A 13,257-nucleotide genomic window follows, 5' to 3' on the forward strand; every position below is an offset into this window, starting at 1 on the left:
ACATTATTCCTGTCGCTTTCACCATCATCGAGGAGAGGCTGTGAAAACATCCACCGACCACGGTCGTATTCAGTCCGATTTACAGTCCGGCTACCAGTCCGGTTTCGGCAACGAATTCGCCACCGAGGCACTTCCCGGCGCCCTGCCCGCGCACCAGAATTCGCCGCAATGCGCGCCCTACGGCCTGTACGCCGAACAGCTTTCGGGGACGGCCTTTACGGCGCCGCGCGCCTGCAACCGGCGCAGCTGGCTGTACCGCATCCGTCCGGCCGCCATGCACCAGCCTTTCCGGCAAATCGGCAACGGCCGTATCGTCAGCCGCTTCGACGCGGTGGCGGTGCCGCCCAACCAGCTGCGCTGGGACCCGCTGCCGATGCCCGACAGCCCCGTCGATTTCATCGACAGCTGGGTCACGATGGCCGGCAACGGTTCGCCCGCCGCGCAGGCCGGCTGCGCCATCCACCTGTATGCGGCCAACCAATCGATGGAAGGACGCTATTTCTACAATGCCGACGGCGAGCTGCTGGTGGTCCCGCAGCAGGGACGCCTGCGCATTGCCACCGAACTCGGTGTGCTCGACCTCGAACCCCAGGAAATCGCCGTCATCCCGCGCGGCGTGCGCTTCCAGGTGACGCTGCCGGACGGCCAGGCGAGCGGCTATATCTGCGAGAACTTCGGCGCCCTGCTGCGCCTGCCGGACATGGGCCCGATCGGCTCGAACGGCCTGGCCAACGCGCGCGACTTCCTGACCCCGCGCGCCGCCTTCGAGGACCTCGAGGGCGAATTCGAACTGGTGGCGAAATTCGGCGGCAACCTGTGGGCGGCGCGCATCGGCCACTCGCCGCTCGACGTCGTCGCCTGGCACGGCAACTACGCGCCCTATAAATACGACCTGCGCCACTTCAACGCCATCGGCTCGATCAGCTACGACCATCCGGACCCGTCGATCTTCCTGGTGCTGCAGGCCCCGAGCGACACGCCCGGCGTCGACACGCTCGACTTCGTGATTTTCCCGCCGCGCTGGCTGGCGGCCGAGAACACCTTCCGCCCGCCCTGGTTCCACCGCAACGTGGCGAGCGAATTCATGGGCCTGATCGAAGGCCAGTACGACGCCAAGTCGACCGGCTTCCGTCCCGGCGGCGCCAGCCTGCACAACTGCATGAGCGCCCACGGGCCGGATGCGCCGACCTTCGAAAAGGCGAGCGCCAGCGACACCAGCGTGCCGCACAAGGTCGACAACACGATGGCTTTCATGTTCGAGACACGCGACGTGATCTGCCCGACGGCGCATGCGCTGGCCTCGCCCCAGCTGCAGCCGGACTATTTCGAATGCTGGCAGGGCTTCAAGAAATTCTTCACCGGTCACCAGAATGGGAACCAGGCATGAACATGCAACTCAACGAAACCCACGATCCGGCCTTGACAAGCTGGGTGACGTCCGCCAACAGCGCGGGCACCGACTTCCCGATCCAGAACCTGCCCTTCTGCGTGTTCCGCCGGCGCGGCCTCGGTGAAGGCGACAGTGAAACCTGGCGCGGCGGCGTCGCCATCGGCGACCAGATCGTCGACCTGGCGCTGGTCGCCGCCGCCGTGGGCACTGCAGTGGGCGATACCGTGGACGGCGCGGCGCGCGAGGCGGCCGCACTGGGTGGGCGCGACACGCTCAACGCCCTGATGGACGCCGGCCCGCGAGCCTGGTCGGCACTGCGCCTGGCGCTCTCGCGCCTGCTGCGGAGCAGCGCCGCGCCGCGTCCCGAACTGCTGGTGGCGCAGGCCGCGGCCGAGTATGCGGTGCCGGCGCAGATCGGCGACTACACCGACTTCTATACGTCGATCCACCACGCGACCGCCGTCGGCAAGCTGTTCCGGCCGGATGAACCGCTGCTGCCCAACTACAAATGGGTCCCGATCGGCTACCACGGCCGTTCGTCCACGATCGGCGTCTCGGGCGACGACTTCCGCCGCCCGCGCGGCCAGGTACGCGGCGCCAGCGACACCGAGCCAAGCTTCGGCCCGTGCAAGCGCCTGGACTACGAACTCGAAATCGGCATCTTTGTCGGCGCCGGCAACGAACAGGGCGAGCCGATCGCGGCCGCCGACGCCGAGCGCCACGTGTTCGGCCTGTGCCTCCTGAACGACTGGTCGGCGCGCGACCTGCAGGCCTGGGAATACCAGCCGCTCGGCCCCTTCCTGTCGAAGAACTTCGCCTCCACGATCTCGCCCTGGATCGTGACCCTCGAAGCGCTCGCGCCCTACCGCGCCGCCTGGCAGCGCGACGCCGCCGACCCGCAGCCATTGCCCTATCTCGACTACGCCGGGCTGCGCGAGGCGGGCGGCTTCGACATCGAACTCGAAGTGCTGCTCGAAACCGAGGCCATGCGCGGCGCGGGCCAGGCGCCGGCACCGCTGTCGCAATCGAACTTCCGCCACTCCTACTGGACCGTGTCCCAGCTGCTGGCCCACCACACGGTCAACGGCTGCGCCATGCGCGCCGGCGACCTGCTCGGCTCGGGCACCCAGTCCGGACCCGAGGCGCAGGAAGCCGGCTCGCTGCTGGAACTGACCGTGGGCGGCAAGCAGCGCCTGACGCTGCCGAATGGCGAGCAGCGCGTGTTCCTGGAAGATGGCGACCGCATCGTGATGCGGGGCTCGGCCGCGCGTCCGGGCCGGCCGCGCATCGGTTTTGGCGAGGTGGCGGCGACGGTACTGCCGGCGCGCTGATCCGGCATCGGCACACTAGCGGCGCCAAGGCGCCGCCGCACCGGGCAGGTCAGAACTTTTGCTCCCACGTTGCGCGAACCAGCATCGGACTCGAGAATACCTGGGTACGACGGCTCGTATCGATGCCCGGGCGCACGACATACGTTTCGTTCACAAAGTCCTCTGCCAGCACATTGGCGAGTGTGACGTAGAGTTGGCGCCTGGGGTCGAACTTCCACAGTAAATAGGCCCCCAGTTCGCGGCGTACGCTCTGGTAGGTCGCCTGGGTGCCTGAGACGCGCACATAGCCACCATTACGGAAAACGTAGCTGCTGCCCGCAGACAAGGCCCCGTTCTTGTAGTCGAAAGCCAGCGTGGCCGATACGGGTGTCTGTTCGGCCAGCCGGTTGTCTGGTCCGGCACGGAATCGACGTTCGACCAGTTGCGCGCCAGGCCGGCGCGCAAATCGATATTCGGCGCAGTAACGGACATCGCCTTCAGCGGAAACTTCGCTTCCAACTCCAGGCCGCGTGTCGTTGCTTCGCCTCCGTTCGTCGGCAGCATCACCCAACGTTGTTCGCCATTGATGAACATCTCGCGCAGGTCGTTACGGATGAAGTCTTTGATCTTGCGTACCGAGGTGCTGACCGAGATCAGCGCGCCCTGCGTTCCGAGATAGTGCTCATAGGCGGCATCAACACCAAGCGCACGCTCCGGCTTCAGGTCCGGGTTGCTCGCAAAGTCAGGATCGATCGCACTATTATTGACCGACGAGAAGCGACGCGCCACGAGCTGGTTGGTCGTCGGCGCCTTGAAGGTGCGGGTGACCGCAAAGCGGATCTGGTCGCCCTTAGTATTCGGTATCTTGAACAGGGTTTGCATTACTGGACTCAAGATCGAGAACCGGGTCCTGGAGTGGGCAGCATCGTTCGCCACCGACCGGGTCTCGATGCCTTCCCAGCGTGCACCAAGGTAGAGCGACCAGTGTTCGGACAGGCTCATCTCGTCCTGGACATAGAAGGCCAGCCGCGTAACGCCGGCGTCGAACCACTCATCGTTGTTATGCGCAGCCGTGCCGGTTTCACGCTGGACACGCGACTCGCTTCGCTCCTGATAGCCACCGTCCCAGCCGGTGGACAAGGAATGGCCTTCGAACAGAGGCGTCGAATACTTGCCGGTGCTGGTCCAGCCGCGCTCATTGCCATGCAAGGTGATCAAGCTGTTCAAATCGGCGCCGCCCAGGCTTGGCACAGCCACGCGGCGCTGTTCGTTGCGCATGCTGTTGACGTTGCCGCCGAACTTCATGTCGAGCTTCTGGCTATCGCCCAGCTTCCTGGTCCAGTTCAGGTCCGTGCGCAACATCTCGAATGCGTTGTTCAAGTCGAGCGCGATGTCGCTGTACAGCGGCGCAGTGCCCGCAGTCACGCTGGTGCTGGTACGATCGTCCGCTTCGAAACGGTTTGCGTTGACGAAGGTCTGCGAGGTGAGCGTATCGCCATTCGCAAGGTTCCAGTTGATGCGCGGCGTCAGGTTGAAGCCCAGGCTGCGTCCCAGGCTATCATCACGGCAACATTTTTTGCGCTTCGATGAGGTCCGCTTCTGGCCAGTCCACGGCCCGCACCTGCACTCACGCGGACCGGGCCTGCACGTTCCCGCGCGCGAGCGCAAAGGCCTCGCGCAGCACCGCCAGGTCGCCGATGTGGTTCGACAGCAGCAGCACCAGCTGGGCATTGAGCATCCGGCTTTGCTCGTCACTGAGGTCCTGGTGGGTATCGACCAGCAGCTCGTAGAACGCGTCGGGTTCAGGCAGGTTCGGCTGGACGTTCAGTCGTGCGTTCATACGGGCTCCACCTGGCGTGCGGATTGCGCTTCGACGGCCTGGGCCGCGCTGTTGCCGCTGGCGCGCGCGACGGCTGCGCGCACGGCCTGCGGCGTGAACTGGCGCCAGCGGGCGCACACGTGCTGGTCCGGGCGCAGCAGGTAGAAGCTGCCCGGCGTGGCGTCGTAGCGCGCCGCGACAAGTCCCTCGCTGTCCTCCAGGAGGCCAGAACCACCCTGCCCTGCTGCTACCACGACCAGCGTCTTGATCGGGATGGCATCGCGCGCGAGCGATTCCGCCTGCGCGAACACCTCGGCGTCGCGCATGCTGCCGGCAAAATAGATGCCGGTGAATGCGTTGCCGGTATGGCGCAGCAGCCAGCCGGGCTGGCCCTCCATGGTGACCGGCGCATCGGCCGCCGGCGCGCCCGGACGCAGCCCCCTGCCGAAACCGTCGACATCCGGCGTGTTCAGGGCCGAGTCGGCGTAGCTCGACGGGGTCGACAGGCGGCCGCTGTTGACGAGCTTGCGGGCAAAGGGCTGGTCTTTCGCCAGTTGCAGCACGGCGTCGCGGAACATCCGGCTCACTTCGCTCTTGGGCGTGATGAAGTCGGTAGCGCGGGTCGAATGGAGGATGTTCTCGTCGGCCGCCGCTTCGCGTTCCCTGGCATAGGTGTCGAGCAGCGTGTCCGGCGCCTTGCCTTCGACCACCAGGCGCAGTTTCCACGCCAGGTTGTCCGCGTCCTGCACGCCGCTGTTGGCGCCGCGGGCGCCGAAGGGCGAGACGCCGTGGGCGGAGTCGCCCGCGAACAGCACGCGGCCGTGGCGGAACGCGTCCATGCGCAGGCAGCAGAACGTATAGACGCTGACCCATGCGAGTTCGAACTGTACGTCCGCACCCAGCAGCGCCTGGATGCGCGGAATGACGCGCTCGGGCGCTTTTTCCGCCACCGGATCGGCGTCCCAGCCCAGCTGGAAATCGATACGCCAGATATTGTCGGGCTGGCGGTGCAGCAGCACCGACTGGCCCGGATGGAAAGGCGGATCGAACCAGAACCAGCGTTCGGTCGGGAAGTCCGCCGTCATCTTGACGTCGGCGATCAGGAAACGGTCGCGGAAGGTACGGCCGTGGCTCTCGAGTCCCATCAGGCTGCGCACCGCGCTCCGGCCGCCGTCGGCCGCAACGACGTAATCGGCTTCCAGTACGTACTCGCCTTCGGGCGTGGACACGGTCAGTGCGACGTGTTCCGCGTGCCGGACGAGGCCCGTGACCCGGCTGCACCAGCGCAGGTCGAGCTGCGGCAGTTCCTGCGCACGCTCGTGCAGATAGCCTTCGACATAATACTGCTGCAGGTTCACGAAGGCCGGACGCTGGTGGCCTTCCTCGGGCAGCAGGTCGAAGCTGTAGACTTCTTCGTCGCGGTTGAAGATGCGCCCGACCTTCCAGCTGACGCCCTTGTCGGCCATGCGCTGGCCGCACTCCAGGCGGTCGAAGACCTCCAGCGTGCGCTTGGAGAAGCAGATCGCGCGCGAGCCGGCCGAGAGCTTGTTGTCGTCGTCGAGCAGCACGACCGGCGTGCCGTTCTGAGCCAGGTCGATCGCGGTTGCCAGGCCGACCGGGCCGGCGCCGACCACGACGACCGGGTGGCGTTGTTGTTCACGCCCGCTGCCCGGCGTGTACGCGAATTCGCAGCGTTGATAATCGATGTCCATGATCAGTCCAGGAAGTGTGGGACGGCGACGGCTTACGCTTGCAACGAGTGCCACATTTCCTTGTCGCGCTCCGCGGTCCAGATGCGTGGATGCTTGATGCCCTTGGCTTCGTCGTAGGCGCGCGTCACGTCGAAGGGCAGGCAGTGTTCGTAGATGAAGACCTGGCTGAACTTCGGGTCCATCTTGCTGCGCACATGGGTCATCGCTTCTTTCAGCGACATGTTCTGGGCTACGGCTTCCTTCGCACTGCCAAGGAGGGTGGTGACGAAATCCTTCGTGTAGTCGATGCCTTCGTTGACCTGCTCCGGGGTCACCAGCGCTTCGCCGCGGCCCGGAACCAGCTTCTCGGCGCCGAGCGCGCGCAGCGCTTCCAGCGTCGCCGGCCATTCCTCGAGCTGGGCGTCGCCGGTGTAGGCGGCCGCGCCGTATTCGACCAGGTCGCCCGAGAAGCAGATCTTCTGCGACGGGATCCAGGCGATGGTGTCGCCTTTCGTATGGCCCATGCCGATATGCGCGAGCCTGACTTCCAGCTTGCCCATGAAGATGGTCATCTCTTTGTCGAAGACCATGGTCGGCCAGGACAGGCCCGGCACCGACTCGACGCCGGAGAACAGGCGCGGGAAGCGCTCGATCTCGGACTGCATGTCCTGCGCGCCACGCTCGACGATCAGTTCATGGGTGCCTTTCGAGGCGATGACCTGCTCGGCGCCTTCCTTGAAATAGGCCGAGGCGCCCAGCACGCGCACGGCGTGGTAGTGCGACAGCACGACATACTTGATCGGCAGGTCGGTCACGCTGCGGATATGCCTGATGAGCGATTGCGCCATCAGCGGGGTGGCGGTAGTGTCGATCACCATGACGCTGTCGTCGCCGATGATGACGCCGGAATTCGGATCGCCTTCGGCCGTGTAGGCATAGGCGTTGTCGGACAGTTTGATGAAGCTGGTTTTCTTTTCTTCCAGGTCGGCCTGGGATGCGAATTTCTTCTCGGTCATGCTTGTCTCCTCGTGGTGGTCGACGCAAGGTCGGTAGGCAGACGATACGAGTTCGCGTAGTATTTGTAAATCAGCTTACATCGATTAGAGCTATGAACAACATACATAACGCAGACCTCGACCTCAACCTGCTGCCGGTGTTCGACGCCCTGATCCGCGTGCGCAACGTCAGCCGTGCGGCCGAAGAGCTCGACATGTCGCAGAGTGCGGTCAGCCATGCCTTGAAGCGCCTGCGCCTGTTCTTCGGCGACCAGCTCTTCCTGAAAACCGGCAGCGGCATGCAGCCGACGCCGCGCGCGCTCGAACTGCTCGCGCCGGTGCTGGCGGTGATGGGAACGGTGCGCAGCGAGTTGCTGGTGCACGAAGGTTTTGACGCCGCAAGCAGCCGGCGCGTCTTCAGCCTGTGCCTGACCGACATGGGCGAACTGATCTTCCTGCCGCGGCTGATTGAACGCCTGCGCGCGGCCGCGCCCGGCTGCACGCTGCGCACGCTGCAGGTGCCGATGTCCCAGATCGAGGGTGTGCTCGAGAGCGGCGAGGCCGACCTCGCGCTGGGCTCCCTGCACTCGGTGCCGGAGGGCCTGTTCCAGCAGCAGCTGTTCACGCGCTCCTTCGTGACCATCGTGAACCGCCGCAACCGCGCCATCGGCGACACGCTCTCGCGCGAGCAGTTCCTCGCAATGGAGCACATCGTGGTGTCGCTGTCGGGCCGGGTGGAGGATGGCTACGACAGCATCGTCGACCAGCTGGCGGGGCCGCGCCGCGTCTATCTCACCACGCCGCACTTCCTGACGGTGCCGATGATCATCGAGCAGAACCCGGAACTGATCGCCACCGTTCCGCGCGAGCTGGCGACGCGCTTTGCCAGCTACAAGAGCATCAAGGCGCTGGAGACGCCGATCGACGTGCCGCCGTTCGCGATCCGCCAGCACTGGCACCCGCGCGTCCAGCACGATGCCGCCAATGTGTGGCTGCGCAAGCAGGTCAAGGAAGTATTCGACACCCACCCCGAATAAGGCGGCCCGCAAAAAAAAAGCGCAGTGCCACATCGCGCGAGGCGATGTGGCACTGCGCGGCCAATCCCTCCATCACGCCAGGACCGGCTCCCGGCGCTTGACGGCGCTGGCGAGCAGCACGAAGGCGCTCAGCACCAGCAGGCCGCTCAGGATGTACAGCGCGTTATCCATGCTGCCGGTGGCCGTCTTGATGGTGCCGATGGCCCAGGGTCCGGCGATACCGCTGGTGATGCCGCAGCAGCTGATCATGGCAATGCCCCCGGCGCGTCCTTCGCGCGGGAGCTGGGCCGTCGGAATGGCCCAGAAGATCGGCAATGCCGAAAAGATCAGGACGGTCGCCAGCGACAACAGCGCCAGCGCCAATGCCAGGCTTTCGGGATGGGTCGTCAAGGCTGCCAGGGCAAGTGCGCCGCCCACCGTGCACAGCGCAAAATACTTGCCGTGCTGCGCGCTGCGGTCGGCCCGGCGCGCGATCAGGATCACGCCGACCGCACCGATCGCATTCGGAATCACCGAATACAGGCTGACCATCACGACATCCTTGACGCCGAAGTCGCGGATCATCAGCGGCATCCAGAAGCTCAGCGTCAGCGAGCCGCAGGTCAGGGCGAAATAGATGAAGGCATACAGGTAGATGCGCGGGTTGGCCAGCCAGGACGCGATCTTGTCGGCCGGACGGCTGCGCATGTCATCCCGGCCCGCGTGCGCATCCTTGTCGAGGTTGGCCGCCAGCCGGGATTTCTCGGCCTGGTCCAGCCAGCCCGCATCCCTGGGTGAATCGTCGAGATAGAAATACGCGATCACCGCCAGCAGCAGCGCCGGCGAACCTTCCAGCACGAACATCCACTGCCAGCCCTTCATTCCCAGCACGCCGGCCATGTCGTGCATGATCCAGCCCGACACCAGTCCACCGAGGACACCGGCCACCGCCACCCCTGCGAAAAAGAAGGACAGCACCGACGCACGGCGCATCGGCGGGTACCAGTAGGTCAGGTAGAGCACGATACCGGGGAAGAACCCGGCCTCGAACACGCCCAGGCAAAAGCGCACGACATAGAAATGCATCGGCGTCGAGACCCACATCATCCCCACGGAGGCGGCGCCCCACAGCAGCATGATGCGGACAAAGGTCTTGCGCGCGCCGAACCTGGCCAGCAAGAGGTTGCTGGGCACTTCGAACAGCACGTAACCGATGTAGAAGACCGCCGCGCCCAGTCCGTACATCGCATCGCTGAAACCCAGGTCCTGCTTCATCTGCAACTGGGCAAAGCCGATGTTGATCCGGTCGAGGAAGGAGACGACGTAGCAGAGGAAGAGAAAGGGAATGATGTGCCGCGTTACCTTGCGGTAGAGCGCATCGTCGGTGCCGGCCGCGAGGGCGGGCAGCACCGGGGCGAGGCCGGTGGTTGCGTTATACATGGAATGTCTCCTGTTGTATTCGTTTACCGCAGCCTGGGGGCAGCGGCGTGCTGGCTGGATCTGTCGTTGCGCCCGGAGGCCTGGCGAGGAACCCATCCTAGAATTTGCAGGAATATATGTAAATCGCATCACCCTCATAGTTGTTATGAATAGCGCTCATTGTGCTGCGAGCGCACATGCATGGCGCTTCAAACCAGTGCACGAACGACAAGAGCGCGCACCAAATTCGACCATCTGGTGCGCGCCCGGTCCAGTTCGCCTGAACCGGGTGCATTGCATGCCATTGGCGTGGGGAGGCTGCACCACGACGGGACGCACACGGTCCCGCCGGTGGCACGGAAAGTGCTTTATACCAACCCATGCGCGACGAACCGAACCCCCAGAACGACTCCCTCGCCGGCTGGCTCGCCAGGCTGGAACTGGACATCGCCTTCAGCGGCGGCGCCAGCGTCGTGCGCCGCAACCGCCATCAGGGTCCGCTGCGCGTGCAAAAGCCGCTGTATCCGGAAGGCCCCCAGACGGTCCACGCGATCCTGGTACACCCCCCGGCGGGCATCCGCGCCGGCGACCGGCTCGAGATCGAGGCCAGCGTCGCACCAAAGGCGCACGCCTTCCTGACCTCCCCGGGCGCAAGCAAGTGGTATCGCTGCAAGGATGGCGACGGCGAAGCATCCCAGTCGGTACGGCTGGCGGCCGGCGACGGCGCGGCACTCGAATGGATGCCGCAGGAGACGATCTACTTCAACGGCGCGCGCGCGGTGCAGCGCCATAGCGTGCATCTCGGCGCCGGCGCGCGCTACATCGGCTGCGATGTGATGTGCCTCGGCCGGCAGGCCAGCGGCGAGCGCTTCGAACGCGGCCGGCTGCGCCTGCATTCCGAGATCTGGTGCGGCTGCCAGTTGCTGTGGTACGAACAGGCGCGCCTCGACGCCGGCTCCGATGCGCTCGCGGGGCCCTTCGGGCTCGATGGCGAAACCGTCTGCGCCACCCTCACGGCAGTGGGACCCGCGCTCCCCGCCCCGCTGCTGGCCCAGGTCCGCACGCTCGACCCGGCGCTCGGAGCCAGCCAGCTCAAATCCGTTTTCATCGCGCGCCTGCTGTGCAGCGACAGCGAGCATGCGCGCCGCGTGATGACGGGCGTGTGGCAGCTGCTGCGTCCGCAAGTGATTGGCCGCCCCGCCCTCCTGCCCCGCATCTGGGCCACCTGACCTTTGCATAGTGCCGACATGGACCTGACACCAAGAGAAAAAGACAAGCTGTTGATCTTCACCGCCGCCCTGCTGGCGGAGCGGCGCCGCGCGCGCGGCCTGAAGCTGAACTATCCGGAGTCGGTCGCGCTGATCTCGGCGGCCATCATGGAAGGGGCGCGCGATGGCCGCAGCGTTGCCGAACTGATGTACGAGGGCACGCAGATCCTCGCGCGCGCCGACGTGATGGAGGGCGTGCCCGAGATGATCCCCGACATCCAGGTCGAAGCCACTTTCCCGGACGGGACCAAGCTCGTCACCGTCCACCACCCGATCGTTTGAGGACCAAGTTTGAGGACACACTATGATCCCCGGTGAATATATCCTGCGCGAGGACGACATCGTCCTCAACGCCGGCCGCCCCGCCCACATCCTGCGCGTGGCCAACAGCGGCGACCGCCCGGTGCAGGTCGGCTCGCACTTTCATTTCGCCGAGGTGAACGCGGCGCTGCAGTTCGATCGTGCGGCGGCGCTCGGCATGCGCCTCGACATTGCCGCGGGCACGGCGGTGCGCTTCGAGCCCGGCCAGTACCGCACGGTCGAACTCATCGCGCTGGCCGGCGCGCGCGAAGTCTACGGTTTCAATGGCCAGGTGATGGGCGCCTTGCCGCCTTTGGAGGGCAACTGAGATGGCGACCATCACGCGGCAGGCCTATGCCGAGATGTACGGCCCCACCATTGGCGACCGCATCCGCCTGGCCGACACCGAACTGTTCATCGAAATCGAGCATGACTACGCCGCGGCCCACTACGGCGAGGAAGTCAAATTCGGCGGCGGCAAGGTCATTCGCGACGGCATGGGCCAGTCGCAGCGGCTGCATGCCGATGTCATGGATACCGTCATCACGAATGCCGTCATCGTCGACCACTGGGGCGTCGTCAAGGCCGATATCGGATTAAAGGAGGGGCGCATCGCCGCCATCGGCAAGGCCGGCAATCCCGACATCCAGCCCGGCGTCACGATGACCATCGGCGCGGCGACGGAAATCATCGCGGGCGAAGGCAATATCGTCACCGCCGGCGGCGTGGACACCCACATCCATTTCATCTGCCCGCAACAGATCGAGGAAGCGCTCACCAGCGGCGTCACCACGATGATCGGCGGCGGCACGGGACCGGCGGTGGGTACGGCGGCAACGACCTGCACGCCCGGCCCCTGGCATATCCATTCGATGCTGATGGCAGCCGATGCCTTTCCGATGAACCTGGGTTTCCTGGGCAAGGGCAACGTCAGCCTGCCGGGGCCTTTGGAGGAACAGATCCGGGCCGGCGTGGTCGGCCTGAAGCTTCACGAAGACTGGGGCAGCACGCCGCAAGCCATCGACAACTGCCTGGCCGTCGCCGAGCGCTTCGACGTGCAGGTCGCGCTGCACTCCGATACCCTCAACGAAGCCGGCTTCCTCCAAAGCACGCTGGGCGCGTTCAAGGGCCGCACCATCCACACCTTCCATACCGAAGGCGCGGGCGGCGGCCATGCACCGGACATCATCGCGGCGGTCGGCGAGGCCAACGTCCTGCCCTCGTCGACCAACCCGACCCGCCCCTACACCGTCAACACGCTCGACGAACACCTCGACATGCTGATGGTCTGCCATCACCTCGACGCGTCCATCGCGGAGGACGTGGCATTTGCCGAATCGCGTATCCGGCGCGAGACCATCGCCGCCGAAGACATCCTGCACGACCTTGGCGCGATCTCGATGATGTCCTCGGACTCCCAGGCGATGGGCCGGGTCGGCGAAGTCATCATGCGCACCTGGCAGACCGCGCACAAGATGAAAGTCCAACGCGGGCACCTCGCCGAACCGGACGGACCGGAGGCCACCCACGACAACTTCCGCGTGAAGCGCTACATCGCGAAGTACACCATCAATCCGGCCATCACCCACGGCATTGCGCACGTGGTGGGCTCGATCGAGGTCGGCAAGCTGGCAGACCTGGTGGTGTGGAAGCCGGCCTTCTTCGGGGCCAAACCCTCGATGATCCTGAAGGCCGGCATGATCGCGATGGCGCAGATGGGCGACCCGAATGCGTCGATTCCGACGCCGCAGCCGGTGCACTACCGGCCCATGTTCGGCGCCTTTGGCGGTGGGTTGAAGAAGTCCGTGACCTTCGTCTCTCAGGCCGCCTTCGACGACGACATCGCCGCGCGCCTGGGATTGACCAAGACCGTGCTGCCGATCCGCGCCACGCGCGGCCTCGCCAAGGCGGACATGATCCACAACGGCGCCACACCCGTCATGCAGGTCGACCCGGAAACCTACGAGGTGCGCGCCGACGGCCAGCTCCTCACCTGCGAACCGGCCACCGAACTGCCGCTGGCGCAGCGCTATTTTCTGTTTTAAGGAG

12 protein-coding genes are annotated in these 13,257 nt (G+C 65.5%); 7 read left to right on the plus strand and 5 right to left on the minus strand.

From position 1 onward, the window contains the following. The first annotated feature begins 40 nt into the window (after positions 1-40). The gene (hmgA, locus tag AC1MEM_RS17755; RefSeq protein WP_499472680.1) at positions 41-1,387 is read left to right on the plus strand and encodes a homogentisate 1,2-dioxygenase; all 1,347 of its coding nucleotides are present in this window, start codon (positions 41-43) and stop codon (positions 1,385-1,387) included. Next, positions 1,384-2,721: a fumarylacetoacetase gene (gene fahA, locus AC1MEM_RS17760; protein WP_499472682.1), complete on the plus strand. Its 1,338-nt coding sequence runs from the start codon at positions 1,384-1,386 to the stop codon at positions 2,719-2,721. The genes hmgA and fahA overlap by 4 nt, the downstream gene beginning before the upstream one ends. A 150-nt stretch (positions 2,722-2,871) precedes the next feature. Here the strand turns inward: fahA and AC1MEM_RS17765 are convergent, their stop codons facing one another. From AC1MEM_RS17765 to AC1MEM_RS17780, 4 genes are read right to left on the minus strand one after another with little or no spacing between them, the layout of a single operon-like run. Next, entirely contained in the window at positions 2,872-4,368 is a 1,497-nt protein-coding gene (locus AC1MEM_RS17765) for a TonB-dependent receptor plug domain-containing protein (protein ID WP_499472684.1), read from the minus strand. Beyond that, positions 4,328-4,540, minus strand: a complete 213-nt coding sequence (locus AC1MEM_RS17770) for a DUF2783 domain-containing protein (protein ID WP_499472686.1) — start codon at positions 4,538-4,540, stop codon at positions 4,328-4,330. Before AC1MEM_RS17770 ends, AC1MEM_RS17765 begins: the two co-directional genes overlap by 41 nt. Next, on the minus strand, positions 4,537-6,231 hold the full coding sequence (locus tag AC1MEM_RS17775; protein ID WP_499472688.1) for an FAD-dependent oxidoreductase: 1,695 nt from the start codon (positions 6,229-6,231) through the stop codon (positions 4,537-4,539). The genes AC1MEM_RS17770 and AC1MEM_RS17775 overlap by 4 nt, the downstream gene beginning before the upstream one ends. A 32-nt stretch (positions 6,232-6,263) precedes the next feature. Further along, positions 6,264-7,226 (minus strand): MBL fold metallo-hydrolase, encoded by a 963-nt coding sequence (locus AC1MEM_RS17780; RefSeq protein WP_499472689.1) that lies wholly within the window; start codon positions 7,224-7,226, stop codon positions 6,264-6,266. Positions 7,227-7,318: 92 nt separating this feature from the next. On the opposite strand from AC1MEM_RS17780, the gene AC1MEM_RS17785 reads away from it, so the two are divergent. Then, entirely contained in the window at positions 7,319-8,242 is a 924-nt protein-coding gene (locus AC1MEM_RS17785; protein ID WP_499472691.1) for a LysR family transcriptional regulator, read from the plus strand. A 72-nt stretch (positions 8,243-8,314) separates the two neighbouring features. On the opposite strand, the gene AC1MEM_RS17790 is transcribed toward AC1MEM_RS17785, so the two are convergent. Further along, positions 8,315-9,661 carry an MFS transporter gene (locus AC1MEM_RS17790; RefSeq protein WP_499472693.1) on the minus strand — a complete coding sequence of 449 codons (1,347 nt, stop codon included), beginning with the start codon at positions 9,659-9,661 and terminating at the stop codon, positions 8,315-8,317. 359 nt (positions 9,662-10,020) lie between these two features. Here AC1MEM_RS17790 and AC1MEM_RS17795 point away from each other — a divergent pair, with 359 nt between their 5' ends. From AC1MEM_RS17795 to ureC, 4 genes are read left to right on the plus strand one after another with little or no spacing between them, the layout of a single operon-like run. Then, the gene (locus tag AC1MEM_RS17795; protein WP_499472695.1) at positions 10,021-10,869 is read left to right on the plus strand and encodes an urease accessory protein UreD; all 849 of its coding nucleotides are present in this window, start codon (positions 10,021-10,023) and stop codon (positions 10,867-10,869) included. Positions 10,870-10,887: 18 nt separating this feature from the next. Beyond that, positions 10,888-11,190: an urease subunit gamma gene (locus AC1MEM_RS17800; protein WP_499472697.1), complete on the plus strand. Its 303-nt coding sequence runs from the start codon at positions 10,888-10,890 to the stop codon at positions 11,188-11,190. A gap of 22 nt (positions 11,191-11,212) precedes the next feature. Further along, a complete protein-coding gene (locus tag AC1MEM_RS17805) occupies positions 11,213-11,536 on the plus strand; it encodes an urease subunit beta (RefSeq protein WP_499472699.1) in 324 nt (107 codons plus the stop codon). Position 11,537: 1 nt separating this feature from the next. Beyond that, entirely contained in the window at positions 11,538-13,253 is a 1,716-nt protein-coding gene (ureC, locus tag AC1MEM_RS17810) for an urease subunit alpha (protein ID WP_499472701.1), read from the plus strand. Positions 13,254-13,257 lie beyond the last annotated feature (4 nt).

This window comes from Telluria sp. AIW5 (assembly GCF_056680575.1).